Source organism: Pseudooceanicola endophyticus, assembly GCF_018760365.1.
Lineage (GTDB): Bacteria > Pseudomonadota > Alphaproteobacteria > Rhodobacterales > Rhodobacteraceae > Pseudooceanicola > Pseudooceanicola endophyticus.
The window spans coordinates 186536-212870 of sequence record NZ_JAHIAB010000011.1 but is presented as its reverse complement, the minus strand read 5'-3'; the positions used below and the strand labels follow the sequence as shown (position 1 = coordinate 212870).

General features: G+C 67.0%; 26 protein-coding genes and 1 tRNA gene. 17 read left to right on the top strand and 10 right to left on the bottom strand.

All coding sequences use genetic code 11. The annotated features are described in order from the left end of the window. Positions 1–666: 666 nt before the first annotated feature. Positions 667–742 (bottom strand) — tRNA-Lys (locus KM176_RS18655). A gap of 171 nt (positions 743–913) precedes the next feature. Here KM176_RS18655 and dapF point away from each other — a divergent pair. The 3 genes from dapF (at position 914) to KM176_RS18640 (ending at position 3826) form a co-directional block, all read left to right on the top strand. Then, positions 914–1744 (top strand): diaminopimelate epimerase, encoded by an 831-nt coding sequence (gene dapF / locus KM176_RS18650; RefSeq protein ID WP_160896250.1) that lies wholly within the window; start codon positions 914–916, stop codon positions 1742–1744. 3 nt (positions 1745–1747) lie between these two features. Beyond that, complete coding sequence (gene mtaB, locus KM176_RS18645) at positions 1748–3001, top strand: tRNA (N(6)-L-threonylcarbamoyladenosine(37)-C(2))-methylthiotransferase MtaB (protein ID WP_160896249.1); 1254 nt, start codon at positions 1748–1750, stop codon at positions 2999–3001. 213 nt (positions 3002–3214) lie between these two features. Then, a complete protein-coding gene (locus KM176_RS18640; RefSeq protein ID WP_160896248.1) occupies positions 3215–3826 on the top strand; it encodes a glutathione S-transferase family protein in 612 nt (203 codons plus the stop codon). 25 nt (positions 3827–3851) lie between these two features. Here KM176_RS18640 and KM176_RS18635 read toward each other — a convergent pair whose 3' ends face one another. Continuing rightward, positions 3852–4541, bottom strand: a complete 690-nt coding sequence (locus KM176_RS18635; protein WP_160896247.1) for an outer membrane protein — start codon at positions 4539–4541, stop codon at positions 3852–3854. A gap of 254 nt (positions 4542–4795) precedes the next feature. Here KM176_RS18635 and petA point away from each other — a divergent pair, with 254 nt between their 5' ends. The 4 genes from petA to KM176_RS18615 all read left to right on the top strand — a co-directional run bounded on the left by petA (position 4796) and on the right by KM176_RS18615 (position 9907). Beyond that, positions 4796–5377 carry a ubiquinol-cytochrome c reductase iron-sulfur subunit gene (petA, locus tag KM176_RS18630; RefSeq protein WP_160896246.1) on the top strand — a complete coding sequence of 194 codons (582 nt, stop codon included), beginning with the start codon at positions 4796–4798 and terminating at the stop codon, positions 5375–5377. A 10-nt stretch (positions 5378–5387) separates the two neighbouring features. Continuing rightward, positions 5388–6713, top strand: coding sequence for a cytochrome b (gene petB / locus KM176_RS18625; RefSeq protein ID WP_160896245.1), 1326 nt, complete (start codon positions 5388–5390; stop codon positions 6711–6713). A gap of 17 nt (positions 6714–6730) precedes the next feature. Next, positions 6731–7522, top strand: coding sequence for a cytochrome c1 (locus KM176_RS18620; protein WP_160896244.1), 792 nt, complete (start codon positions 6731–6733; stop codon positions 7520–7522). A 132-nt stretch (positions 7523–7654) separates the two neighbouring features. Continuing rightward, positions 7655–9907 (top strand): response regulator, encoded by a 2253-nt coding sequence (locus KM176_RS18615; RefSeq protein WP_160896243.1) that lies wholly within the window; start codon positions 7655–7657, stop codon positions 9905–9907. A gap of 4 nt (positions 9908–9911) precedes the next feature. Here the strand turns inward: KM176_RS18615 and yaaA are convergent, their stop codons facing one another. From yaaA to KM176_RS18600, 3 genes are all read right to left on the bottom strand, one after another. Then, the gene (gene yaaA / locus KM176_RS18610) at positions 9912–10676 is read right to left on the bottom strand and encodes a peroxide stress protein YaaA (RefSeq protein WP_160896242.1); all 765 of its coding nucleotides are present in this window, start codon (positions 10674–10676) and stop codon (positions 9912–9914) included. Positions 10677–10739: 63 nt separating this feature from the next. Next, the gene (gene recQ / locus KM176_RS18605; protein ID WP_160896241.1) at positions 10740–12782 is read right to left on the bottom strand and encodes a DNA helicase RecQ; all 2043 of its coding nucleotides are present in this window, start codon (positions 12780–12782) and stop codon (positions 10740–10742) included. A gap of 217 nt (positions 12783–12999) precedes the next feature. Beyond that, positions 13000–13287: a YggT family protein gene (locus KM176_RS18600; protein ID WP_160896240.1), complete on the bottom strand. Its 288-nt coding sequence runs from the start codon at positions 13285–13287 to the stop codon at positions 13000–13002. Between the two features lie 126 nt (positions 13288–13413). On the opposite strand from KM176_RS18600, the gene KM176_RS18595 reads away from it, so the two are divergent. The 5 genes from KM176_RS18595 to arfB all read left to right on the top strand — a co-directional run bounded on the left by KM176_RS18595 (position 13414) and on the right by arfB (position 18021). Beyond that, on the top strand, positions 13414–13947 hold the full coding sequence (locus KM176_RS18595; protein ID WP_160896239.1) for an acyl-CoA thioesterase: 534 nt from the start codon (positions 13414–13416) through the stop codon (positions 13945–13947). 75 nt (positions 13948–14022) lie between these two features. Continuing rightward, on the top strand, positions 14023–15348 hold the full coding sequence (locus KM176_RS18590) for an MFS transporter (RefSeq protein WP_160896238.1): 1326 nt from the start codon (positions 14023–14025) through the stop codon (positions 15346–15348). Then, on the top strand, positions 15345–16289 hold the full coding sequence (gene mepA, locus KM176_RS18585) for a penicillin-insensitive murein endopeptidase (protein ID WP_236045366.1): 945 nt from the start codon (positions 15345–15347) through the stop codon (positions 16287–16289). The genes KM176_RS18590 and mepA overlap by 4 nt, the downstream gene beginning before the upstream one ends. 5 nt (positions 16290–16294) lie before the next feature. Further along, positions 16295–17131 carry an esterase-like activity of phytase family protein gene (locus tag KM176_RS18580; RefSeq protein WP_160896237.1) on the top strand — a complete coding sequence of 279 codons (837 nt, stop codon included), beginning with the start codon at positions 16295–16297 and terminating at the stop codon, positions 17129–17131. A 476-nt stretch (positions 17132–17607) separates the two neighbouring features. After that, entirely contained in the window at positions 17608–18021 is a 414-nt protein-coding gene (arfB, locus tag KM176_RS18575; RefSeq protein WP_160896236.1) for an alternative ribosome rescue aminoacyl-tRNA hydrolase ArfB, read from the top strand. A gap of 4 nt (positions 18022–18025) precedes the next feature. On the opposite strand, the gene pncB is transcribed toward arfB, so the two are convergent. Beyond that, positions 18026–19318: a nicotinate phosphoribosyltransferase gene (gene pncB / locus KM176_RS18570; RefSeq protein ID WP_160896235.1), complete on the bottom strand. Its 1293-nt coding sequence runs from the start codon at positions 19316–19318 to the stop codon at positions 18026–18028. A gap of 136 nt (positions 19319–19454) precedes the next feature. Here pncB and KM176_RS18565 point away from each other — a divergent pair, with 136 nt between their 5' ends. Further along, complete coding sequence (locus KM176_RS18565) at positions 19455–20612, top strand: WD40/YVTN/BNR-like repeat-containing protein (protein ID WP_160896234.1); 1158 nt, start codon at positions 19455–19457, stop codon at positions 20610–20612. Here the strand turns inward: KM176_RS18565 and KM176_RS18560 are convergent. After that, on the bottom strand, positions 20600–21355 hold the full coding sequence (locus KM176_RS18560; protein WP_160896233.1) for an SDR family NAD(P)-dependent oxidoreductase: 756 nt from the start codon (positions 21353–21355) through the stop codon (positions 20600–20602). The two genes, KM176_RS18565 and KM176_RS18560, sit on opposite strands and share 13 nt — an antisense overlap. A gap of 142 nt (positions 21356–21497) precedes the next feature. On the opposite strand from KM176_RS18560, the gene KM176_RS18555 reads away from it, so the two are divergent. Together KM176_RS18555 and KM176_RS18550 are read left to right on the top strand one after the other, a co-directional pair. After that, complete coding sequence (locus KM176_RS18555; protein ID WP_160896232.1) at positions 21498–22385, top strand: AraC family transcriptional regulator; 888 nt, start codon at positions 21498–21500, stop codon at positions 22383–22385. 84 nt (positions 22386–22469) lie between these two features. Next, positions 22470–22913, top strand: a complete 444-nt coding sequence (locus KM176_RS18550; protein WP_160896231.1) for a cupin domain-containing protein — start codon at positions 22470–22472, stop codon at positions 22911–22913. On the opposite strand, the gene pncA is transcribed toward KM176_RS18550, so the two are convergent. Next, complete coding sequence (gene pncA, locus KM176_RS18545; protein WP_160896230.1) at positions 22914–23510, bottom strand: bifunctional nicotinamidase/pyrazinamidase; 597 nt, start codon at positions 23508–23510, stop codon at positions 22914–22916. It lies immediately after the preceding gene. A 213-nt stretch (positions 23511–23723) separates the two neighbouring features. On the opposite strand from pncA, the gene KM176_RS18540 reads away from it, so the two are divergent. Together KM176_RS18540 and trhO are read left to right on the top strand one after the other, a co-directional pair. After that, a complete protein-coding gene (locus tag KM176_RS18540) occupies positions 23724–24275 on the top strand; it encodes an NADPH-dependent FMN reductase (RefSeq protein WP_160896229.1) in 552 nt (183 codons plus the stop codon). 71 nt (positions 24276–24346) lie between these two features. Next, positions 24347–25258, top strand: coding sequence for an oxygen-dependent tRNA uridine(34) hydroxylase TrhO (gene trhO / locus KM176_RS18535; protein ID WP_160896228.1), 912 nt, complete (start codon positions 24347–24349; stop codon positions 25256–25258). Positions 25259–25330: 72 nt separating this feature from the next. On the opposite strand, the gene fliP is transcribed toward trhO, so the two are convergent. Both fliP and KM176_RS18525 read right to left on the bottom strand, forming a co-directional pair. After that, positions 25331–26056, bottom strand: a complete 726-nt coding sequence (fliP, locus tag KM176_RS18530) for a flagellar type III secretion system pore protein FliP (protein WP_160896227.1) — start codon at positions 26054–26056, stop codon at positions 25331–25333. Between the two features lies 1 nt (position 26057). Continuing rightward, positions 26058–26333 carry a FliM/FliN family flagellar motor switch protein gene (locus tag KM176_RS18525; RefSeq protein ID WP_160896256.1) on the bottom strand — a complete coding sequence of 92 codons (276 nt, stop codon included), beginning with the start codon at positions 26331–26333 and terminating at the stop codon, positions 26058–26060. Between the last annotated feature and the right edge of the window lie 2 nt (positions 26334–26335).

The window sequence follows — 26335 nt, the reverse complement described above, 5'->3', positions numbered from 1 at the left end:
AGTGCGCCCTTTACTCAACGGCGCGCCCGCCCAACCAATGTCTCTGAATTTCAACCGCCGAACGCCTCAGCGCCGCCGGTGAAGGGGGTTCTACGGATAACACCAAACGCCCGCAAGCAGAAAAATCAAGACGCCCCAAGAAATTTGCGCGGGCCCTGTTTTAAAGGCTTTCCGGCAGCGCACCCCCGGCAAAGCGCCAACGGCATCACGGCAAATCCCCAAGGTTATCCACAGACTCAGGGGCTTATTCAGGGGAATCAGAGCCACCAGGGACTCGAATCTCGACTCAACACCCCTCCCCAAGAGGTCACAGGGGCCGAATCTATCCCCAACCCCGCACAAGCAAGTATGGATTCGCGCCCGCGCGCGAGGCAGCCGCCCAACCCGACCGAAACCCATTCCCAAGAAGAGAGAGGCAGAGAGGCAGAGAGGCAGAGAGGCAGAGAGGCAGAGAGGCAGAGAGGCAGAGAGGCAGAGAGGACAACACGACACCCCCGCCGACAACACCTCGCCGGACACACCAATCCCGGAGCGCGGCAGCACGGGCACCTCCGAACACGGGGCACTTTCAAATTGGGAATGGCGCAGCCCGCCCGCCAGGGACCTCGGCTGCCGAAAATGCGAAAGCCCCACCTTGCGGCGGGGCTTTTCGTCATTTGAAGAAAGTGGTGAGCCGTGTAGGATTCGAACCTACGACCCACTGATTAAAAGTCAGTTGCTCTACCAACTGAGCTAACGGCCCACTTTCCAGTCTGGCGTAGCGTCGCTGCGCCGTCTGTGAAGCGCTCTCTAAGGATGTCTGAGAGGGGGGTCAAGCAGAAAGGATCAAAAAACTTCTCAGAAAATACAGGACCCAGCGTCAACCTCCTGGGCCCTCCTTTCCAACAAGGCTTTCCGGGTCTATATCGCCGAAATGCAGACACAGGATCTCTCCCAGGGCCTGCCCTTCATGAAGATGCATGGGCTTGGCAACGACTTCGTGGTCATCGACTCGCGCGGGCGCGAAGCGGTGACGACCCCGGCGCTCGCGCGCGCGGTGGGTGACCGTCATCGCGGCGTCGGCTTCGACCAGCTGGCCGAGATCCGCGATGGCGAGGACAGCGACATCTGCCTCGACTTCTGGAACAGCGACGGCACGCGGGCGGGCGCCTGCGGCAATGCCACCCGCTGCGTCTCGGCCTTTGTCATGGGCCAGGGCGGCGCCGACAGCCTGTCGATCCGCACCACGCGCGGGCTGCTGCACGCGCGGATCGTCGACGGCGAGGTTTCCGTGAACATGGGCCCGCCGCAGCTGAGCTGGCAGGAGGTGCCGCTGGCGCGCGAGATGGAGGTGACCGACCTGCCGCTGGAGGGCGCGCCGGTCGCGGTCGGCATGGGCAATCCCCATTGCGTCTTCTTCGTCCCCGATGCCGAGGCCGTCGCCGTGGCCGAGCTGGGCCCGAAGATCGAACATGATCCGCTCTTCCCGCAGCAGACCAACGTGGAATTCGCCGAGATCCGCTCGCCCGAGGAGATCCGCATGCGGGTCTGGGAGCGCGGCACCGGAATCACGCTGGCCTGCGGCTCGGGCGCCTGCGCCACCGCTGTCGCCGCGCATCTGCGCGGCCTGACCGGCAAGCGCGTGCGCATGGAACTGGACGGCGGCTGGCTGACGCTGGACTGGCGCGCGGACGGCGTCTGGATGACCGGACCCACCGCCCATGTCTTCGACGGCCTGCTTCCGACCACCCTGATCGGAGCCTGAGCCATGGACGCGCCCAAGTTCACCACCCTCGGCTGCCGCCTGAACGCCTACGAGACGGAAGCGATGAAGGCCCTGGCCGAGGAAGCCGGCGTGACCGGCGCCCAGGTGGTGAACACCTGCGCCGTCACCGCCGAAGCGGTCCGCAAGGCCCGGCAGGAAATCCGCCGCATCCGCCGGGAAAACCCGGAGGCGAAGATCATCGTCACCGGCTGCGCCGCCCAGACCGAGCCCGAGACCTTCTCCTCCATGGCCGAGGTCGACATGGTCATCGGCAATTCGGAAAAGATGAAGCCCGAGACCTGGCAGCGCATGGGCCCCGATTTCATCGGCCAGACCGAACGCGTGCAGGTCGACGACATCATGTCGGTCACCGAAACCGCCGGCCATCTGATCGACGGCTTCGGCACGCGCTCGCGCGCCTATGTCCAGGTGCAGAACGGCTGCGATCACCGCTGCACCTTCTGCATCATTCCCTATGGCCGCGGCAATTCCCGCTCGGTTCCCGCAGGCGTGGTGGTCGACCAGATCAAGCGCCTCGTGCAGCAGGGCTACAACGAGGTGGTGCTGACCGGGGTCGACCTGACCTCCTGGGGGGCGGACCTGCCGGCAACGCCGCGACTGGGCGACCTGGTGCTGCGGATCCTGAAGCTGACGGACGTGCCGCGCCTGCGGATCTCCTCGATCGATTCGATCGAGGCGGACGAGGCGCTGATGCAGGCCATCGCCACCGAACCGCGGCTGATGCCCCACCTGCACCTGTCGCTGCAGGCCGGCGACGACATGATCCTGAAACGGATGAAACGCCGCCACCTGCGCGACGACGCGATCCGCTTCTGCGAAGAGGCCCGCAAGCTGCGCCCCGACATGACCTATGGTGCCGACATCATCGCGGGCTTCCCCACCGAGACCGAGGAGATGTTCCTCAACTCCCTCAAGCTCGTCACCGACTGCGACCTGACCTGGCTGCACGTCTTCCCCTATTCCAAGCGCGAGGGCACACCAGCGGCCAAGATCCCCTCTCAGGTGAACGGCAAGACAATTCGTGACCGTGCCGCCCGTCTGCGAGCTGCCGGCGACCTCCAGGTCGCCCGTCACCTGGCAGCCCAGACGGGGCTGGTCCACAGCATCCTGATGGAAAGCCCGCGCATGGGCCGGACAGAACAGTTCACCGAGGTCCACTTCGCAACCGACCAACCCGAAAGCCAGATCGTGCGCGCCACGATTCTAGGGCATGACAGCGGCCACCTACGCGCCTGACAGCCCGAGGCCCCGCACCCGGCAAGGCTGCATGCCTCCGGCGGGGATATTTATGGCCAGATGATAAAGAGCACGTGCTCCCTGTCATCTGGCCGAAAATATCCCGGGGGAGGCGCGGCGCAGCCGCGACGGGGGCAGAGCCCCCCTTCCGATGGACAGTCCCAGCCCGCGCTCCTAGGCTCCGGCACGAAAGACCATCCGAACGGAGCTCACATGTCCAGCCTTACCGCCTTCGTCTCCCCGGCCTCGCCCTTTGCCCGGAAAGTCCGCGTCACCATCCTGGAGGCCGGCCTTGCCGACCGCGTGACCCTTCGGAACGTCGCCACGACGGCGCTGAACTCGGATCCGGAGCTGGTGGCCGCCAACCCGCTGGGGCGGATCCCGGCGCTGCTGCGCGGGGATGGACCGCTGGTCTGCGACAGCCCCGTGATCTGCCGCTATCTGGATTCCCTCGCCGGGACCAACCTCTATCCCGCCGAACGGATCTGGGAGGTACTCTCACTGGAAGCCCTCGTGGACGGGTTGCTCGACTCCGCCGTGCTCATGGTCTACGAGCACAAGCTGCGCCCCGGGGAAATGGTCTTTGCCCCCTGGGTCGAGGCCCAGTGGCAGAAGGTCGACCGCACGCTTTCGGAGATCGAAACCGGCTGGGCGGAGGCCATGGCGCAGCCGCTCGACGGCGCGCAGATCGCGCTTGGCTGTGCGCTCGGTTATCTCGACTTCCGCCATGGGGACCGCGACTGGCGCGCGGGGCGCCCGGCGCTGGCCGCATGGTACGAGACCTTTGCCGCGCGGCCTTCGATGCAGGCAACGGTCCCCGCCTGAGGCGGGGCCGTGCCCGGGGCTTTCGTCAGAAGCGGAAGCCCACACCCACGTTCAGGGCATTGGTCAGGATGGTGGATTTCAGATGCCCGTCATCCTTGAGGTCCGCCTTGTTGTCCGAGGCGGTGAACTGGTACTCGCCGAACACCGACCAGCTGTCGCTCAGCGGGTAGCTGAGGCCGGCGGTCAGACGCATCGCCGGGCCGGTCAGCTGGTATTCCTTGGTCGCGGACCCGCCGGTGGGCGTCACCTCGACATGGGGAATCGCGACACCCATGCCACCGCTCAGATACGGGGTCATGCCGTGCCAGGCATTCCGCCAGCGCCGTGCCGCGTTCACCGTGACGATGTTCAGGCCGTCGGTGAATTCCAGCGTGGTGAACTCGGGCGACATGTCGCCCTTGGGCGCATAGACCTTGTCATGGGTGAACTCGAGCCCGAGGCCCCAGTCGCCGCCGCCGATCCACTGGGTCACACGGGCGCCGTAATAGGGCGGTGCGGCAAAGCTCTTGCCTTCCCAGCCGATCAGCTTGGAAAAGTCGCCGGTTTCCGGTGTCCAGCCCTTGATGCGGCTGTGCGGCGCTTCCTGGATGCCGCCGAAGACGTTGATCTCGGTCTCGGCCGCGGCCGGGCTTGCCAGGGATGCCCCCAGCAGGAGAGCCAGCGCGGACGCGGAAGCTGCCGCCCGCCGGGGCCTCAGGGAATTTTGCTTTTTCATGGTTTTCTGGCTCACCTTTGATTACGGCGTAACACGTTACCAGTGTACTACCGAGTATAGCTGGAAACACTAGACCGTCTTACCTTGTTCTTTGCCAAGCGCGACACTTCCGCACCCTGGCGCCCCGATCACGATTGCGTGCTGGACCGAATTGGGCGGGAGCGGTAAAAAAAGCAACGGTACGGTTGCGCGAACAGGGCGCCTTACAACCCAAACGCGGCTGGCCTCGCCGCTCAGGAAATGGAGCAAAATTCGTGTCCCATGCAGAAGATCACGAGGGCACCCGGAGGGACTTCCTCTATTACGCCACAGCTGGCGCGGGTGTCGTAGCCGCCGGGGCGGCGGTTTGGCCGCTCATCAACCAGATGAATCCTTCCGCCGATGTTCAGGCCCTGTCCTCGATCCGGGTCGATGTGTCGGGGGTCGAACAGGGCACCCAGCTGACCGTCAAGTGGCGGGGCAAACCGGTGTTCATCCGCCGCCGCACCCAGGAAGAGATCGACAAGGCCAATGCCGTCGAGATGTCCGAACTGCGCGATCCGGTGGCGCGCAACGCCAACCTGGCCGCCGATGCCCCCGCCACTGATGCCAACCGGGCCCTGGTGCCCGCCGGCGCCAGCGGAGCCGCTGCCGAGGAATGGCTGGTGATGATGGGGGTCTGCACGCACCTGGGCTGCGTGCCGCTGGGCGAATCGGGCGATTTCGGCGGCTGGTTCTGCCCCTGCCACGGCTCCCACTACGATACGGCAGGCCGGATCCGCAAAGGCCCCGCGCCGCAGAACCTGCCCATTCCGGTCGCCGCCTTCGACGGCGAGACCGAGATCATCCTGGGCTGAGGAGGCGCGCATGTCCGGAATTCCGCACGATCATTACGAACCGAAGACCAAGGCCGAGAAGTGGGTGGAAAGCCGCCTGCCGATCATCGGCCTGATCCACGGCACGATCATGATCCCGACCCCCAAGAACCTGAACTGGATGTGGATCTGGGGGATCATCCTGGCCTTCTGCCTGGCCCTTCAGATCGTCACCGGCATCGTGCTGGTGATGCATTACACGCCGCATGTGGACCTGGCCTTCGCCAGCGTCGAACACATCATGCGCGACGTGAACGGCGGCTACATGCTGCGCTACCTGCATGCCAACGGCGCCTCGCTGTTCTTCTTCGCCGTCTATCTGCACATCTTCCGCGGTCTCTACTACGGCTCCTACAAGGCCCCGCGCGAGATCACCTGGATCATCGGCATGATCATCTACCTGCTGATGATGGCCACCGGCTTCATGGGCTACGTGCTGCCCTGGGGGCAGATGTCGTTCTGGGGGGCCACGGTGATCACCGGCCTGTTCGGCGCCATCCCCTTCGTGGGCGAGGCGCTGCAAACCTGGCTGCTGGGCGGACCGGCGGTGGACAATGCCACGCTGAACCGCTTCTTCAGCCTGCACTACCTTCTGCCCTTCGTCATCGCCGGGCTGGTCATCGTGCATATCTGGGCCTTCCATTCGACCGGCAACAACAACCCCACCGGGGTCGAGGTGCGCCGCGACAGCAAGGCCAATGCCGAGAAGGACACCCTGCCCTTCTGGCCCTATTTCGTGATCAAGGACCTGTTCGCCCTCGCCGTGGTGCTGGCGGTGTTCTTCGCCATCGTCGGCTTCATGCCGAACTTCCTGGGCCACCCCGACAACTACACCGAGGCGAACCCGCTGGCGACGCCGGCGCATATCGTGCCGGAATGGTACTTCCTGCCCTTCTACGCCATCCTGCGGGCCTTCACCGCGGATGTCTGGGTGGTGATGTTCTTCGACTGGATCTCGGGCGGGATCATCGACGCCAAGTTCTTCGGCGTGCTGGCGATGTTCGGTGCGATCATCGCCATGGCGCTGGTGCCCTGGCTGGACACCTCGCGGGTGCGCTCGGGGCGCTACCGACCCAGCTTCAAGTACTGGTTCTGGCTGCTGGCGCTCGACTTCATGGTGCTGATGTGGGCCGGGGCCATGCCGGCGGAACCGCCCTATTCGATCATCTCGCTGATCGGGGCGACCTACTGGTTCGCGTATTTCTTCGTGATCCTGCCGCTGCTGGGCCTGTTCGAGAGACCCGACACGCCCCCCGCCACGATCGAGGACGACTTCAAGGCCCATTACGGCGCCAAGCCGTCCGAGCCGGCCGAGTGAGGAAAGGACGAACTCCGATGATCCGCAAACTCACCCTTCCCGCGCTGGCAGCCCTGGGTCTGATGACCGGGGCCGCACAGGCCGCCGAGAGCGGCGGGCATATCCACAATGTCCGCTTCTCCTTCGACGGACCCTTCGGCAGCTACGATCAGCAGCAGCTGCAACGCGGCCTGAAGATCTACACCGAGGTCTGCTCGGCCTGCCACGGGCTGCGCTACGTGCCGATCCGGACGCTGGGCGATCCCGGCGGCCCGGAGCTGCCCGAGGACCAGGTGCGCGCCTATGCCGGCAATTTCGAGGTCTTCGACCCCGAGCTGGATGACACGCGCCCGGCCACCCCGAACGATCACTTCCCGAAAAGCTCCCTGCCGAACGCGCCCGACCTCAGCCTGATGGCGAAGGCGCGGGCGGGCTTCCACGGGCCGCTCGGGACCGGCATCAACCAGCTTCTGTTCGGCATCGGGGGCCCGGAATACATCACCGCGATCCTGACCTCCTACACCGGCAAGACGCGGGAGCAGGCGGGCGTCACCTATTACGAGAACACCGCCTTCTCGACCGGCTGGATCGCCATGCCGCCGCCGCTGGCCGGCGATGACGTGGAATTCGACGACGGCCATTCCTCCGAGCTGCACCACGAGGCCGAGGATGTCTCGGCCTTCCTGATGTGGGCGGCAGAGCCGAAGATGATGGGCCGCAAGCGCGCGGGCTTCGTCGCCGTGACCTTCCTGATCCTGCTGTCAGTTCTGCTGTATCTGACCAACAAGCGGATCTGGAAGCCGGTGAAGAAGGCCGCGAAAGAGGCCTGAGCCGTCCAGATGCACCAGAAGGGCCCCGGAAATCCGGGGCCTTTCGCATTTCCTGCCCCGAACAGGCCTAACCGCTTCTTTACCGATTCCGGCGACAGTCCCCCGATCTGCCCGTGACGGAGAGACTACCGGATGAGCCTGGCAAGCAAACTCGCGGAGGAGCGCCGCGCGCGGCTCGCCGCGGAACGGTTGCTGGAGCAGAAGCAGGCAGAGCTGCACGCCGCGAACCGCAAGCTCAGCCGGCACGCCCGGCTGTTGTCGCAGCAGATCCACGAGAAAAGCGCCGAGGTCGAGACCGCGCTGTCAGAGAACGCGCGCGTGCGCGGCGACCTGAGCGTCGCCAACGAACGCATCGCCCTGGCCGAACGCCGGCTCTGGCATTCGATCGAGACGATCCGCGACGGCTTCGCCTTCTGGGATTCCGAAGGGGTGATGATCGCCGCCAATGATGCCTGGATCTCGGTCTTCGACGGGCTGGCAGAGGTCTCTCCGGGGATCAGCTACATCCGGCTGCTGCAGCTGGCGACCGAGGAGGGGATGATCGACACGGGCGCGCTCAGCCCGGCGGAATGGCGGCACGAGATGCTGGCGCGCTGGCAAAGCGCCAGCCCCGATCCCCGGGTGATCCGGCTGTGGAACGGCCAGTACATCCGCATGATGGACCAGCGCGGCCATGGCGGCGATGTGGTCAGCCTGGCACTCAACATCACCGGGACGATCCGCTACCAGCGCCGCCTGCGCGAGGCCCGCACCCGCGCCGAGGCCGCCAACCGCGCCAAGTCCACCTTCCTCGCCAACATGAGCCACGAGATCCGCACCCCGATGAACGGTGTCGTCGGCATGGCCGACCTGCTGGCCGATACCGCGCTGTCGGAGGAACAGAAGCTTTATGTCGACACCATCCGCTCCTCCGGGGAGGCGCTGCTGGTTATCATCAACGACGTGCTCGACTATTCCAAGATCGAGGCCGAAAAGCTGGTGCTGCACCCCCGCCCCTTCGACCTGGAGCGCTGCATCCACGAGGTGCTGCTGCTGCTCCAGCCCACCGCGAAGGAGAAGGGGATCAGCCTGCTGGTGGATTACGACCTGTTCACCCCCACCGGCTTCACCGGCGATCCGGGGCGGATCCGGCAGGTGCTGACCAATCTGGTGGGCAACGCGGTCAAGTTCACCAGCCACGGCCATGTCCTGATCCGGGTGCTGGGCCTGCCGCGTCCCGAACAGGGCGACATCGACGTGACCGTCACGGTAGAGGACACCGGCATCGGCATCGCGCGCGACAAGGTGCACATGGTCTTCGGGGATTTCAGCCAGATCGACTCGGAGGCCAGCCGCCAGTTCGAAGGCACCGGCCTGGGGCTGGCGATCTCGCGCCGGCTGATCGAGATGATGGGCGGTCGCATCTGGGTCGACAGCGAGCTGGGCGTGGGCTCTTCCTTCGGGTTCCGCGTCGCCATGCCGGTGGCCGAGGGGATCGGCCAGTCCGCCGAACCCGCGCCGGTGCCCGACCCGGGGCGCGTACTGATCGTCGACGACGATGCGCTTCAGGTGTCCATTCTGGAGAAGCAGCTGGAACTGCTGGGGATTTCCACCGTCTCCTGCGCCAACGGTCCCGCCGCCCTTGCGCGGCTGGACGAAGGCTTCGGCCTGGTGCTGACCGATCACAACATGGCCGGCATGGATGGGCTGGAGCTGGCCGAAGCGATCCGAGAGCGCGGCCATGACGTGCCGATCATCCTGTTCTCACCGGCGGTGCATTTCGCCGAGATGGACCCGGCCCGGCGTCACCTGCACGCCATCCTGCCGCGTCCGATGCTGCGCCGCGACCTGTTCCGCACCCTGGGCACGCTAGAGCAAGAGGCCACTCTGCCCGCCCAGCCCGTCGCGGATCCGCAAGCCGCCCCCGTCCCCGCCGGAACGGGGCGCCCGGCCCGGATCCTGGCCGCCGAGGACAACAAGACCAACCGGCTGGTCTTTGCCCGGATGCTGGCCGGCGCGGATATCGAGCTGCGCTTTGCAGAGAACGGCGTCGAGGCCGTACAGCTGCACCGGGATTTTGCCCCGGACCTGATCTTCATGGATATTTCCATGCCCGGCATGGACGGGATGGAGGCTACCCGGCGCATCCGCACCGCCGAGGCCGACACCGGCCATCACGTGCCCATCGTCGCGATGACCGCCCATGCCCTGCAGGGCGACGAGGAGCGCGCCCTGGCCGCGGGGCTTGACCACTACCTGGCCAAGCCCCTGCGCAAGGCCGATGTGCTGGACAAGCTGGCAGCGTTGACCCCAGCCGGGCTGCGTCCGCCCTTCCATGCCCCGCCGCCCCTGCCGGAGGCCACATGGTCCCCCCCGGGAAAGGCCCCCTGGCAGGCCCCGGGCTGAGCGCTCAGGCGTCGCGCAGATAGACGAACTGGTCGTCCGAGGACCGCTCGGGCTGGTAGATGTAGCCGCCCAGGTCGAAATCCTTCAGCCCCTCGGGATCGCTCAGGCGCCGCTCGATCACGAAACGCGCCATGGAGCCCCGCGCCCGCTTGGCATTGAAGGACACGACCTTTTCCTTGCCCTTCACCACGTCCAGGAAGACCGGCGTGATCACCCGCAGCTTCAGCGCCTTCGGCTCGACCGCGCCGAAATATTCCTGGCTGGCGCAGTTCACCAGCACATCGGTACCGACCGCTTCGGCCTGCGCATTCAGTGCCTTGGCCGGCACGTCCTTCCAGTACTGATACAGGTTGGTGCCGCGCCGGGTCTTCAGCCGCGTGCCCATCTCCAGCCGGTAGGGCTGGATGCCGTCAAGCGGGCGCAGCACCCCGTAAAGCCCCGAAAGAATGCGCAGATGATCCTGCGCCCAGTTCAGCTCCTCGGGGTCAAGCGAGGGCGCGTCGAGCCCCTGGTAGGTGTCGCCCGCGAAGGCCAGCGCGGCGGGGCGCAGCAGATCGTCCGAGGGCGCATCGGCATAATCGCGGTAACGGTCACGGTTCAGCTTCGCCAGATCGTCCGAGAGATCCATCAGCGCCTTGATCTCCTCCAGCGTCCGCCCCCGCATGGTGCGCGCCAGGGAATTGGCCTCATCGGTGAAATCGGGCGTGGTCATGGCCAGGTCCCGCTCGGCCCAGTCCAGCCGCTTGGCCGGGGAAACGACGATCAGCATATCTTGTCCTCTTACCTTCGCGGAGGGGAACATAGGCCGAACAATCCTGCCCGGCCAGCGCTTTCAGCCCGCGTCGCGCAGGACCTCCAGGAAGGCGGCGCCGAACCGCTCGACCCGCCGGTCATCGATGATCCGCGCCAGCGCATCCGAATCCGAAGGGCGCGTCTCGGCAATCCGCCGGATCACCGAAGAGGAGCAGGACAGCGGCCGGTCGATGCCCTCGGGGCCGCGCGCCAGATCCACCTGCACCGCCATCAGCCGGTCATAGAGCGATCCGGCCTCGCGCCCGGCCAGGCGGCGGCGCTGCGGATGCATCTCTTCCACCGCGCCGGTGATCACTTCGAGGAACAGCGCCCCATAGGCATCGAGTTTCTTCGCCCCCACCCCCGAGATCCCGGCCATCTGGTCCAGCGTGGCGGGCTTGCGCTCGGCCATCTCGACCAGGGTGCGGTCGTTGAAGACCATGTAGGCGGGCATCCCGGCTTCTTCCGCCAGCGCGCGCCGCTTGGCCTTGAGCGCGGAAAGCAGCGGCTCGTCCTCTTCGCTGACCAGGGTCCTGGCGGCAGGGCGATTGCCCTTGGCGGCCTTCAGGCTGTCGCGGCGCAGGCGGATGCTGTCCTCGCCCTTCAGGATCGGCAGGGCGGCGTCGGTCATGAACAGGGCGCCGTGACGCTCGGCATTCGGACGCACCAGATCGCGCCCCATCATCTGCCGGAAGATCGCCTGCCATTCCGAGCGCTTGAATTCGCCCCCGACGCCGAAGGTCGGCAGCTTGTCATGGCCGCGTTCGCGGATCTTGTCGGTCTCGTGCCCGGTCAGGATGTCGATCAGATGGCCGGCGCCGAACCATTCCTCGGTGCGCAGCATGGCGGACAGCGCCTTGCGCACCGCCAGCGTCGCATCGAAGGTCTCGGGCGGGCGGTCGCAGAGGTCGCAGTTGCCGCAGTGTTCGCAGGTCTCGCCGAAATAGCGCAGCAGGGTCGCGCGGCGGCATTCCAGCGCCTCTGCCAGCCCCAGCAGGGCATTCAGGCGGCCATGGTCGGCGGCCTTGCGCTCGGGCGGAGCCAGCCCCTCGTCGATCTGCGAGCGGCGCAGGCGGATATCGTCGGGCCCGAACAGGGTCAGGGTCTCGGCGGGGGCGCCATCGCGCCCGGCGCGACCGATCTCCTGGTAATAGGCCTCGATGCTTTTGGGCAGGTCGGCATGGGCGACCCAGCGGATGTCGGGCTTGTCGACGCCCATGCCGAAGGCGACGGTGGCGACGACGATCAGCCCATCCTCCTGCTGGAAGCGCAGTTCGGCGGCGCGGCGGGCTTCGGGGTCCATGGCACCGTGGTAGTGGATCGCCTCCATGCCCGCCTCGCGCAGGCCCTGGGCCAGGCTCTCGGTGCGGGCGCGGGTGCCGCAATAGACGATGCCCGACTGGCCGCGCCGGGCGCTGGCGAAGGTCAGGATCTGCTTGCGCGGGCTGTCCTTGGCGGCAAAGGCCAGGTGGATATTGGGCCGATCGAAGCCCCTCAGGAAGATCCGCGGGGTGCGGGTACCGAACAGGCGGCGGACGATCTCGCCCCGGGTTTCCTCGTCAGCGGTGGCGGTGAAGGCGGCAACGGGCACGTCGAGCGCCTCGCGCAGCTCGCCGATGCGCAGGTAGTCGGGGCGGAAGTCATGGCCCCACTGGCTGACGCAATGCGCCTCATCCACGGCGATGAGCGACACATCGAGACGCCGAAGCATCTCCATCGCCGAAGCCGAAGCCAGACGTTCCGGCGCCACGTAGAGCAGCTTCAGCCGGCCGGCATGGATCGCCTCCCAGACGGCCTCGGTCTCTTCCTCGGTATTGCCGGAGGTCAGCGCGCCCGCCTCGACCCCGCTTTCGCGCAACGCCCGCACCTGATCGCGCATCAGCGCAATCAGCGGAGAGATCACCAGCGTCAGCCCATGACGAACCAGCGCGGGAAGCTGATAGCAAAGCGACTTGCCCCCCCCCGTCGGCATGATGGCCAGGGTGTCCTGGCCCGAAGCCACGGCCTCGACGATTTCCTGCTGACCGGGACGAAAGGCGTCGAATCCGAATACCTCGCGCAGAAGCGTTTCTGCCGTCGCCATGTCCTGTCCCCTTGTCAAAATTCGGCGGCACTGTCCCACAAGAGGCACGAGGGGACAAGGCGGCGCGCCCGGGAATGCGCCTGCGGCGCAGGCCTCCGGCGGGGATATTTATGGCCAGATGATGAAGAGCCGGGCTCTCTATATCATCTGGCCATAAATATCCCGGGGGAGTCTTCCGGCAGGAAGACGGGGGCAGAGCCCCCGCCCCCCCGGCCGGTCAGTAGAAGTAACCGATGTTGTTCTGGATGACGATGCGGATCGCCATGATCGCAACCAGCACGATCAGCGGCGCGAGGTCGAGGCCGCCCATCGGCGGCAGGATGCGGCGGATCGGGGAGTAGATCGGCTCCAGCACGCGGTTCAGCCCGTACCAGATCTGTGCCACGAACTGCTGGCGGGTGTTCAGCACCTGGAAGGAAATCAGCCAGGACATGATCACATGGGCGATCACGAAGAACCAGACGACGTTCAGGACGAGGTTGATGATCATCAACAGGGACTGCATGCGGCGCTTCTCCTTAACCGGGCCGGCCTCAGGTAAGCAGTCCGGTCCCGGGGCGCAAGTCGGACGGGACGTTCTGGTTGACGGTGTGGACATGGCGCGTCACGCCGAAGGCAAGGAGGTCCTCCCATGTATCCCTATCTCCGCTTCATCCGCGACATCCGGCAGGCCCGGCGTGCGCCTCCGCTGGCGCTCGATCAGACCCATGTCTCCCATCTGCGGATCTGGCCCGGCGACATCGATCCCTGGTCCGAGCTGAACAATGGCCGCACCCTGACGCTCTATGACCTCGGGCGGTTGCCGCTGGCGATCCGCGCCGGGTTCACCGAGGTCCTGAAGCGCCAGGGCTGGGGGCTGACCGTCGCCGGCAGCGTCGTGCGCTACCGCCAGCGCCTGACCCTGTTCCAGAAGGTCGAGATGCGTTCGCGCCTGATGGGGGCGGATGCGCGGTTTCTCTACATGGAGCAGAGCCTGTGGAGCGATCCGCAGACCTGCGCCAACCATGCCATCCTGCGCACCGCCGTGATCGCCGGGCGCCGCATGGTGCCCATGGCCGAGGTGCTGGCCGCCCTCGGAACCCAGGCCCTTCCGGCGCTGCCCGGCTGGGCAGGCGATCTCTTTGCCGCCGAGAGCGCGCGTCCCTGGCCTCCGGAACGGCTCTGAGATCGCGGCGGAGCTTGCCCCCGGCGCCGGGCTGCGCTTTGAACGGGCAGGGCACAACCGCAACGGGGAGCGGACATGAGCAAGCGCATCTGGGGATGGTTCTTCTTCGACTGGGCCAGCCAGCCCTACAACACGCTGCTGCTGACCTTCATCTTCGGCCCCTACGTGAAGGAGCTGATGGGATCGGGCACGGCCGCACAAAGCGCCTGGGGCCTGGGGATCGGCGCAGCGGGCCTGTGCATCGCCGTCCTCGCCCCTCTCCTCGGGGCGATCTCGGACGTGTCGGGGCAGCGGCTGCGCTGGATCTGGCTGTTCTCTCTCCTCTACGTGATCGGCGCCTGGATGCTGTGGTACGCCGCCCCGGGCGATTTCCATCTGGGGCGGACGCTGGGCTTCTTCGCCCTCGGGCTGATCGGCATGGAATTCGCCACCATCTTCACCAATGCCATGCTGCCGGACCTGGGCCCGAGAGAGCAGCTCGGGCGGATCAGCGGCAACGGCTGGGCCTTCGGCTATGTCGGCGGGCTGATCGCGCTGGTGCTGATGCTGACGCTGCTGGCCGAAAATCCCGCCACCGGGCGCACGCTGATCGGCATCCCGCCGGTCCTGGGGCTGGATCCGGCGCTGCGCGAAGGGACGCGGGCGGTCGGGCCGCTGACCGCGCTGTGGTACGCGGTCTTCATGGTGCCCTTCTTCCTCTGGGTGCGGGATCCGAAGCCCCCCAAAGCTCCGAAAGGCGCCGTCCGCCAGGCCCTCGGCCAGCTGGGCGGCACCCTGCGGATGCTGCCAAAGACCCCCTCTTTGCTGGCCTATCTGGGCGCTTCAATGCTGTACCGGGACGCACTGAACGGGCTTTACGTCTTCGGCGGCATCTACGCGGCCGGCGTGCTGGGCTGGGATGTCACCCGGATCGGCATCTTCGGCATCCTGGCCATCGTCACCGGGGCGATCTTCACCGCGCTCGGCGGGCGCGCCGACAGCCGCTTCGGGCCGAAGCCGGTGATCGGGGCCTGCGTGGCGATCCTGCTGGGCGTCAGCCTGGTGACCATCTCGATCTCGCGCGATCACGTGCTGGGCATCGCCCTTCCGGAAGGATCCCCCCTGCCCGACCTGCTGTTCATGGCGGTGGGCGCGGTGATCGGCGCCGCCGGCGGCGCCCTGCAAGCCGCCAGCCGCACCATGATGGTGCACCAGGCCCGCCCGGACCGGATGACCGAAGCCTTCGGTCTCTATGCGCTCTCGGGCAAGGCGACCTCTTTCCTGGCCCCGCTGCTGATCAGTGCCGCGACCTGGATGAGCGGGTCTCAGCAGACCGGCATCCTGCCTCTGGTTTTCCTCTTTCTCGCCGGGCTGGTCATGCTAGGTTTCGTCAAGCCCGACGGAGATACCGCCCCCCGATGACCTTCCTGACCCGCCTGCCCCTGCTTCTTGCCGCCGTCATGACGCTTGCCAGCTGCCAGGGGCCTTCGGGCACTGCGGCGCCCGAGGTCAGCAAGGCCGCCACCGCTGCCGCCATTCCCGCCGCCTGGGCGGACAAGAGCGCGAAATCCCTGTTCGGCGCCGTCTCGCGCCCCTCTTCGCAGCGCGACGAATCCTTCGGCTCCTACGCCAAGGGCTGCCTGGCCGGCGCCGTGCAACTGCCCGAGAGCGGCCCGACCTGGCAGGCCATGCGCTTGTCCCGCAACCGCAACTGGGGCACGCCCGAGCTGGTCGATTTCCTGGAAGACCTGTCGCGCAAGGGCGCCCAGCTTCCCGGCTGGAACGGCATCTACATCGGCGATATGAGCCAGCCGCGCGGCGGCCCGATGAGCTCGGGTCACGCGTCGCACCAGATCGGTCTGGATGCCGACATCTGGATGCTGCCTGGCAGCGACATGCACCTCAGCCCGGCGGCGCGCGAAAGCCTCTCGTCGATCTCCCTGCGCCGCAATGCCGGGGCTTTCGTCAACGACAACTGGACGCCCCAGCACATGGCGCTGATGAAGGCGGCCGCCAGCGATCCCCGGGTCGCGCGGATCTTCGTCTTCCCCGGCGCCAAGGTGCAGATGTGCAAGACGGCGACCGGCGACCGCGCCTGGCTGAACAAGATCCGGCCCTGGTACGGCCACCACTACCACTTCCACGTCCGTCTGCACTGCCCCGCCGGCATGTCGGGCTGCGTGGAGCAGGCCCCGCCGCCCCCCGGTGACGGCTGCGCCGAGGCCCAGAGCTGGGTCGACAACATCCTGAACCCGCCGCCGCCGAACCCGAACGCCAAGCCGGCCCCGCCGAAACCCGAACTGACCCTTGCCGGCCTGCCTGCCCAATGCGTTTCCGTCCTGCAATCGCCGTCCTTGCCCTGATCCTGATGACCGGGTCCTGCGCGATGATCCGCGCCATGGACCCGGAGAACGGAACGTTGCTGCCACTGCCCGCCGCCGAAAAAAGCTTTGGCGGCTTCTCTGCCCTTGAGGTCTCGACCGACGGGCAGCGCTTCAGCATACTCAGCGATCGCGGGCGCTTCGTCGAAGGGCGCCTGCTGCGCGATCGCACGGGGGCGCTGCGCGGCGTGCACTACGACAAGGCCGTCTGGCCCGGCGGCGACCTGACCCGCCGGCACCGCCTGGATTCGGAGGGGCTGGCGGATCTGCCGGACGGGCGGATCGCGCTGTCGACCGAAAACCGGGGCCTCTACATGATGGATCCCGACACCTTCGCCCTGACCCGCCTGCCCAGCCCCCCGGACGAGGCCACCCTGCGCGCGAACCGCAAGTACGAGGCGCTGGCGGCGGGGCCCGACGGCACGCTTTACACCATGCCCGAGAAACCTTCGCGCGCGGAGGGGACTCTGGCGCCGCTCTGGGCCTTCGATGGCAAGGGCTGGCGGGCCGTGCGGCAGATCCCGCTGTCGGATCATTACCTGCTGGCGGGGGCCGATGTGGGCCCCGATGGCGCGCTCTACGTGCTGGAACGCAGCTGGCTGCTGACCTTCCGCAGCCGGGTCCGGCGCTTCGATCTCCGGCACCCCGAGCAGCCCGGCACCGTGGTCTGGAAGACCGATGCCTATCCGCTGCACAATTTCGAAGGGCTGGCGGTCTGGCAGGCGCCGGAGGGGCTGCGAATGACCCTGGTCTCGGACAACAACTTCCTTCCCGAACTCGGCCAGTCGCTGCTGGAAGTCGCCCTGCCCGCCCCCGGCGCCTGACGCCGTCGGGCCGCAGTTTTTGTCCCGCCGCGTTTCGAGGCAGATCGAAGAAAATTCTTTCGCCGGGATGCAATAAGTTCTTTGACTATTAAGAACTTCGTGCCACCCTCAGGGTATCGGTAACATTCAGAAAGGAGGTGCTCTAGTGTCTATTGAGGTATTGGGGAATGGGGTCGGAACAGCCTGGAAGGAGCGTCGCTGAGGCAGCCCTCGGCAGATGAACCAAAGGGTTGGTCTTTACCTAACCGGACCACCTCCTGATCTCGAGAGGGGCCGTTCCGTTACCGGGGCGGCCCTTTCCATTTTTTTCGCCATTTTCCGCTTCGACAACATTTCATTACCCCGGACGGGGATTTCATTCCGCGCTGCGCGTGGCCCGTATTTAAGGAAAGATGAAAGCGAAGGGCGCTCTTCGCGGGAAAGCACTGGCCGAAGGCCGGGCGGCGGGCCATATGGGCGGGGAAAGGAAGGACCCCATGCTGCGCATCACCGACAGGATCGCCATCGAGGAATGGGAGCTGGTGGAACAGTTCATCCGCAGCTCCGGCCCCGGCGGGCAGAACGTCAACAAGGTCTCGACCGCGGTGGAACTGCGATTCGAGGCGGCGCGTTCGCCCTCCCTGCCCGAACCGGTGAAGCGGCGGCTGGAGCGGATCGCGGGACGGCGCTGGACCAAGGACGGCGCCATCGTGATCCAGGTCTCGGACGAACGCAGCCAGGCCCGCAACCGCGAGCTGGCGCGCGAACGCCTGGCCGAGCTGATCCTGAAGGCGACCCTGGTGCCGAAGCGGCGCATCGCCACCAAAGTGTCGCAGAACCAGAAGCGCAAGCGGCTGGATGCCAAGAAGGCGCGCTCGGAGGTCAAGGACGGGCGCGGCTGGGAGCGTTAGGCCCTCAGACCACCACCTCGCGCCGCTCCTGCTCACCGACGCTGAAGACCCGCTTGTAGCGCGCGATCTCGTCCGCCGGGCCCATCGCCTTTTCGGGGTTGTCCGACAGCTTGACCGTGGGGCGGCCATTGGCGCTCTGGGCCTTGCAGACCAGAGAGAAGGGCGCCAGCGCATCGCCCGCCACCAGACCACGGAAATCGTTGGTCAAAAGCGTGCCCCAGCCGAAGCTGACCTTCACCCGACCCGAGAAGCGCTTGTGCAGCCTTTCCATCTCGGCCACGTCGAGCCCGTCGGAGAAGATCACCAGCTTTTCGGTCGGATCCTCGCCGCGCGATTTCCACCAGTCGATCGCGACCTCGGCATTGCGGACCGGATCGCCCGAGTCGATGCGGATGCCGGTCCAGCCCGCCAGCCAGTCGGGCGCGTTCTTCAGGAAGCCCTCGGTGCCGTAGGTGTCGGGCAGGATCATCCGAAGGTTGCCGGAATGCTCGTCATGCCAGTCGGCCAGAACGTCGTAGGGGGCACGGGCCAGGGTGGCATCATCCTCGGCCAAGGCCGAATAGACCATCGGCAGCTCATGCGCATTGGTGCCCACGGCCTCCAGGTCGCGCTTCATGGCGATCAGGCAGTTCGAGGTGCCGGTGAACTTGTCGCCCAGCCCTTCGACCATGGCCTGCACGCACCAGTCCTGCCAGAGGTAGGAATGCCGCCGACGGGTGCCGAAATCGGCGATCTTGAGGTTGTCGATCTGGCGCAGCCGCTCGACCTTTTCCCAGAGCTTGGTCATGGCGCGGGCATAGAGCACCTGAAGCTCGAACTTGCGCATCTGGTGCAGCACGGCGCGGCCGCGCAGCTCCATCAGGATGGCGAGGGCCGGGATCTCCCAGAGCATGACCTCGTGCCAGGCGCCCTCGAAGGTCAGCTCGTACTGGTCGCCGCGGCGTTCCAGCGAATAGGGCGGCAGGCGCATCTTCTCGAACCACTCCATGAAATCGGAGCGGAACATCTGGCGCTTGCCGTAGAAGGTGTTGCCGCGCATCCAGGTGCTTTCGCCGCGCGACAGCGAGAGGGAGCGCACGTGATCCAGCTGCTCGCGCAGCTCGCCCTCGTCGATCAGCTTGGCCAGCGGCACGTCGCTGGCCCGGTTGACCAGCGTGAAGGTGACCTGCGTCTCCGGCTTGTTGCGGAAGATCGACTGGCACATCAGCAGCTTGTAGAAATCCGTGTCGATCAGCGAACGGACGATCGGATCGATCTTCCACTTGTGATTGTAGACACGTGTCGCGATGTCGACCATGGCGCTCCCGCTCCCTTATTGCCGTGCGATAAAGCCTGCCGGGACCATGGATTGCAAGTGTTGCGGGTATCGCCGCGCTGGACGGACGGGGCTTTCGGCGCCAGAGTGACGCAAGGTCAGGTGCGAGGAGGAGACGATGACCGGGATCACCCTGATGGTCGGAACGACAAAGGGCGCCTTCCTGCTGGAGGGCGGAGAGGATCGTTCCGGCTGGGCGGTGCGGGGGCCGTTCTGCGGCGGCTGGCCGATCAACCACATGGCCGCAGACCCCGGCACCGGGCGGATCTGGGCGGGCGGCGGCGGCGACTGGTTCGGCGCCGGGGTCTGGCACAGCGACGATCACGGCGACAGCTGGACCCTGACCAAGCTGACCCGCGGCCAGATGGACGACTGGGCCGAGAAGGACGCCGATTTCGCCGCGATGATCGGCTGGACCGGCGCCCCCGCCCCCTTCGAGGGCTTCAGCCAGGTCTGGTCGCTGGGCCTGTCGCACGGCACGCTCTACGCCGGAACGAAACCCGCCCGTCTGCTGTCCAGCCGCGACGGGGGCGCAAGCTGGCAGGAGGTGAGCAGCCTGGCCGGACACCCTTCGGCAGACAGCTGGACGCCCGGCGCGGCGGGGCTGGTGCTGCACACCATCGTCTCCGACCCCGCTGATCCGGCAAAGCTGTGGCTGGCGATCTCGGCCGCCGGGGTCTTCGCGACCGAGGATGGCGGCGCGACCTGGGAGCGCCGCAACCGGCTGGCCAATGCCGCAGCCTGCGCCCATCATGATCACCCCGCCGCCCCCAGGGATGGAGAGACCGGGCATTGCGTCCACAACATGATGCGGGCAGCAGGCGCCGAAGACATCCTCTATCAGCAGAACCACCACGGTGTCTGGCGTTCCGCCGATGGCGGGCGCAGCTGGGAGGACATTACCACCGGGCTGCCCTCGACCTTCGGCTTCCCGATCCGGGTGCATCCGCGCAATCCGCAGACCCTCTGGACCCTGCCGCTGAACGGCGACATGGCCGGGCGCTTTCCGCCCGGGGCAAGCGCCGCCGTCTGGCGCTCCCGCGATGGTGGGCAAAGCTGGCAGGCGCAGCGTGATGGCCTGCCGCAGCAGGCCTGTTTCTTCACCGTGCTGCGCCAGGCCATGGCCGGGGATGCCCGCGACCCCGCCGGGATCTACTTCGGCACCAACTCCGGTTCTGTCTTCGCCTCGACCGACGAGGGCGACAGCTGGCAGGAGATCGCCCGCCACCTGCCCACCATCCTTTCGGTCGAGGCGCTGGACCGTCAGAGGTTCTGACCGCCCGAAGCCTCGATCCGCTGGCCGGTGATCCAGTTGCCCTGCGACAGCAGCAGGCTGGCGACCGCGGCGCCGATATCGTCGGGTTGGCCCGCGCGCCCCATCGCGGTGGCCCCGGCGATCATCCGGTTCACCTCGGCATTGTCGCGCACGACGCCGCCGCCGAAATCGGTTTCGATCGCGCCGGGAGCGATGGAATTGACCGAGATGCCGCGCCCGCCCAGCTCCTGCGCGAGGTAGCGCACCAGCGTGTCCACCGCGCCCTTCATCGCACCATAGGCCGAGTAGCCCGGCGTCGCGAACCGCGCGAGGCCCGAGGACAGGAACAGCAACCGCCCGCCATCGGCCAGCTGCGGCAGCAGCGCCTGGGTCAGCAGGTAGGGGGCGCGGACATGGACCTGGTAGAGCCCGTCCAGCGCCTCGGGCGTGGTTTCGGTGAAGGGGGTACGGATGCCATGGCCTGCGTTGTTGATCAGCCCGGTCAGGCTGTCGTGGCCAAGCGCGCGGGTGGCGGCCCGCACCGCTTCGGCGAAGGCGGGATAGGCGGCGCTGTCGGCAACCTCCAGCGGCAGCGCCTCGGCCTTGCGGCCAAGCGCGCGGATCTGGGTCACGACCTCGGCGGCCTGGTCGGCGCCCGAACGGTAGGTCAGCAGGATATCGGCGCCGCCACGGGCCAGGTGCAGCGCCATGTTGGCGCCCAGGCCGCGGTTGCCGCCGGTGATGAGGAAGAGGGGATGGGTCATGGGATGGCTCCTTTCGGTTCTGCCCCCGATATGGCGCAGGCAGGGCGCGCGGGCCTGCCACATCCTGCGCAAGACTTGCCCGATCCTGCGCAAGCCCCATATCCGCCTTGCCCCCTGCGCCGTTCCGCCGAAAGCTGCCCCCATGACCCAAAGCCAGATCCTGACCCGCGATGCCCGCGCCTATGCCCTGCGCGAAGGCCTTGAATACCGGCCCCACCCCCTGCCCGTGGACCGGCTCTCGCTGTTCTACTCGGAGGCTCCGACCGAGCTGAGCCATGTCCTGTACGACCCGGTCTTCTGCCTGGTGCTGAGCGGAGAGAAACGTGCCGAATTCAACGGCACCCCCACCATCTTCGGCGAGGGCCAGGGGCTGGTCGTCTCGCTCGATCTGCCGGCGCAAAGCTGGATCACCCGCGCCTCCCCCGAAGTGCCCTACCTGGCGCTGGCGGTGCGGCTGGACCCGGCGCTGCTGCGCGAACTGGCCCATGCCAGCCCGCTGCCGCCCGAGGATCAGCCGGTCTCGGTGCTGGCCAGCGCCCCCGCCTCTGCCGCGCTGGTCGATGTCTGCGCCCGGCTCTTTTCGCTGGTCGGGCAGCCGGGCGCACGCGATGTCCTGGCCCCGCTCTGGCTGCGCGAGCTGCACTACCTGCTGCTGACCAGCCCGCAGGGCGGGATGCTGCGCCGCATGGCACAGGCCGGCAGCCATGTCGCGCAAATTGCAGGGATCACCGCCCACCTGCGCGCCCACATGGACCAGCCGATGCGGGTCGAATCCCTGGCCCGCCGCGCCGGGATGAGCGCGACGGTCTTCCACCAGCAGTTCCGCGAGATCACCGGCACCACGCCGGTTCAGTTCCTCAAGCGGCTGCGGCTGCTCGAAGCGCAGCGCCTGCTGCGTGCCGGGGCCACCAATGTCACCCAGGCCGCGCTTCGGGTCGGCTACGAAAGCCCCTCGCAGTTCAGCCGCGATTACCGCGCGATGTTCGGCACCGCCGCCCGGGACGATCGCATGGGGCTGGCCGCCGAATAGGCCGAAATGGGTTTCCCCTGCGTCACATCATGAGGCATCCTGCCCGGGTGCCGGGGAGGGCACGCCAGAGGAGGAGACCCGAAGATGACGCAGATCCCGACCGGCGCGGAAGAGCTGACCTGGCTGGGCACCAGCTACCGCACGATCCTGGACCCGACGGACAGCGGCGGCCGCATGTCCATCGTCGACAGCACCGGCCCCGAGGGCAGCGGCCCGCCGCGCCATGTCCACGAGGCCGAGGACGAGGTCTTCGTGGTACTGACCGGGCGCTGCGATTTCTGGCTGGAGGGCACGCGGCTGTCGCGCGGCCCCGGAGAGACCGTCTTCATTCCGCGCGGGGCCGAACACACCTTCCGCGTCACCGAGGGGCCCAGCCGCCATCTGGTGATCCTGACCCCCGGCGGGTTCGAGGGCTTCTTTGCCGAGATGGCCCGGGGCCAGTTCGCGATTCCCGAGGACATGCCCGCGATCGAGGCCAGCGCCGCACGGCACAACCTGCGCTTCACCGGCCCGCCGCTCGGGCCGTGATCACACCAGAGTGACGCCGGCCTCTCCCATGGCGGCCTGCGCCGCCGCGAGGGAGCCGCCGAAGTCGATGGCCCGGCACAGATCGCTGCGCACGGTGACGTCGAAACCCAGTTTCGCAGCATCCACGGCGCTGTAATTGACGCAGAAATCCAGCGCGAGGCCGACCAGCGTCAGCTGGGTCAGGCCCCGCGTCCTCAGGTAGCCTTCCAGCCCGGTGGGGGTGGTGTGGTCGTTCTCGAAGAAGGCGGAATAGCTGTCGATCGCCGGATTGTATCCCTTGCGGATGATCAGGTCGGCGCGGTCCACCGTCAGGTCGGCGTGGAAATTCGCCCCGTGAGAGCCCTGGATGCAGTGATCGGGCCAGAGGACCTGCGGCCCATAGGGCATCTCGGTCATCGACATCGGGGCCGCGCCCTCATGGGCGGAGGCAAAGGAGGAATGCCCGGCCGGATGCCAGTCCTGGGTCAGGATCACCGCGTCGAACTCGGTCATCAGCTGGTTGACGCCCGGCACGATCCGGTCGCCCTCGGGCACGGCCAGCGCGCCTCCCGGGCAGAAGTCCTTCTGGATGTCGATGACGATCAGTGCCTTGGCCATGGGAAACTCCGCTTCTGTGGCCGGCACGGTGGCAAGAGCGCCCGGCAGCGTCAATCCTGCCGCCCGGGCGCACTGCCCGATTTCCCGGCATCTGCCTGCCGGATCGGCGAAGCTCCACCGAAGTTCTGTGCATTCCTGCAAGAAGCAGGGTGCACATATCGGCCTTCATGAGCGGTGAAACGAGGCGTACCTTTGCAAAAAAGGAGATTCCCCATGACCAAGAAGATCGTCGCGATCAGCGGTTCGCTCCGCAAGGACGCCGTCTGCACCCAGATCGCCAACACCCTGGAAGAGCTGGCCCCCGCCGGCACCACCGTCGAAGTCGTCACCCTGAACGACATCCCGATGCTGAACGAGGACCTGAAGGCCAACGGTTCGCCCGCGCCCGTCGCCGCCCTGACCCAGCAGCTGGTCGATGCCGACGCCCTGGTCCTGATCACCCCGGAATACAACCGCTCGACCTCGGGCGCGCTGAAGAACGTCATCGACTGGCTGTCGAAGGAAGACGCGGCACCGCTGGCCGGCATGCCGGTCGAGATCATCAGCCACTCCCCGGGTGCCACCGGCGGCCTGATGGCCAACCACTCGCTGCGCTCGATCCTGGCCGTCCCCGGCGCCAAGGTCATGGCGGGCTTCGAAGTCGCGATCAGCGGCTCCTTCGGCAAGGTCGAAGGCGGCAAGCTGACCGACGAAGGCACCCGCGATTTCGTTGCCGGCAAGCTGCAGGGCCTGCTGGCCACGCTGGAGGCAAAGGCCGCCGCCTGATCCGGCCCGCCTGACGCTTTGTCGCGGCGCGTCCCCTTGCCGGGGGCGCGCTGCACGCGTATCTGGGCGCCATGTATACGGTCGCCGCACTCTATCATTTCACCCGTTTCGAAGACCCCGCCGCCCTGCGGGACCCGCTGCTTGCACTTTGCGAGGCGCAGGGCATCTGCGGCTCCCTGCTGCTGGCGCGGGAAGGGATCAACGGCACCATCGCCGGCCCCGCCGCGGGGATCGAGGCGGTGCTGGCACATGTGCGCGCCCTGCCCGGCTGCGCGGACCTGGAATGGAAACTCTCGACGGCCGCCGAACGGCCCTTCGCCCGCATGAAAGTGCGGCTGAAGAAAGAGATCGTGAGCATGGGCCAGCCGGATGTCGATCCGCTGGCGCGCGTCGGCCATTACGTGGAACCCGCCGACTGGAACGCGCTGATCCGGGCCGAGGACGTGGCGGTGATCGACACCCGCAACGATTACGAGGTCGCCATCGGTACCTTCGAGGGCGCGGTCGACCCCCAGACCGAGAGCTTCCGCGACTTTCCCGCCTGGTGGGAGCAGAACAAGGACCGTTTCCACAACAAGCGGATCGCAATGTTCTGCACCGGCGGCATCCGCTGCGAGAAATCGACGAATTTCCTTCTGGGACAGGGTGTTGAAGAGGTCTACCACCTAAAGGGTGGGATCCTGAAATACCTTGAGGAGGTTCCGGCCGCGGACAGCACCTGGCAGGGCGAATGCTTTGTCTTCGACCGCCGCGTGTCGGTGGGCCACGGCCTGGTCGAAGGCCCGCATGAACTCTGCCATGCCTGCCGCCGCCCGATCCTGCCCGAGGACCGCAGCCGCCCGGAATACGAGGAAGGCGTGTCCTGCCATTTCTGCATCGAAGAGACCTCGGAGGCCGACAAGGCCCGGTTCCGCGAGCGCCAGAAGCAGATTGCTCTGGCAAGGGCCCGTGGCGAACACCACCTGCCGGGCTTTGACGACTGAAGCGCGCCTGACGGCGCGCCGCCTGCGGCGGGCGGGGGCGCCTAGCGGCGCCCTTTTGCTTTTGGGCACCGCTCAGAAGTAGCTGCGCACGAGGGAACTGGCGAGCAGGCTCCAGCCGTCGGCGATGACGAAGAAGCTGAGCTTGAAGGGAAGCGAGACGATCGCGGGGGGGACCATCATCATCCCCATCGACATCAGCACCGCCGCCACGACCAGGTCGATGATCAGGAAGGGCAGGAACAGCAGGAATCCCACCTGGAAGGCCCGGGCGATCTCCGACAGCATGAAGGACGGGACCAGGACCGAGAGCGGCGCCTCGGGCCCGGTCGGGATCTGTGCCGCATCGGGACGCAGGGCCGCCAGGGCCTCGAAGGTCCGGGGATCCATGCGATGGGCCATGAAGCCCCGGAACGGGCCGGCGACCAGCGGAAAGGCCTGCTCCGGCGTGATCTTCTCATCCAGGAGGGGCAGAATCCCGGCGCTCCAGGCCTGCTGGAAGGTGGGCTCCATCACGAACCAGGTCAGGAACAGCGCCAGCGACACGATCAGCATGTTGGGCGGCGCCTGCTGCAACCCGAGCGCCTGGCGCAGGATCGACAGCACCGTCACCAGGAAGGGGAAACAGGTCACCATGATCAGCAGCCCCGGGGCGAGGCTCAGCACCGTGATCAGCAGGAGCATCTGGATGCCGCGGGCGGTCAGCGAGCCCCCCGGCCCCAGGTCGATGTCGATGCCCTGAGCCCCTGCAAGGGACGGAATCAGCAGCAGGATCAGCGCCAGCACCGCGCTGCGGCGCATGTCAGAGCTCGCCCGAGAAATCGACGACCTCGGTCAGGCGCACGGCCAGCTGGCCGGCCTGGTCGCCATCCAGCTCCTCCAGCTCTCCGCGCGCGATCAGCCGGTCGCCGACGTAAAGTTCCACCGGATCCTCGACCCGCCGGTCCAGCGGCAGCACGCTGTCGCGGGTCAGCTTCAGCAGGTCCCGGATCAGCGGCCGCGCCTTGCCGACCGAAATGGTGATCTCGATCGGCACGACGGTGAAGGGATTGCCCGCCTCGGGGCCCCGGTCATCCATTC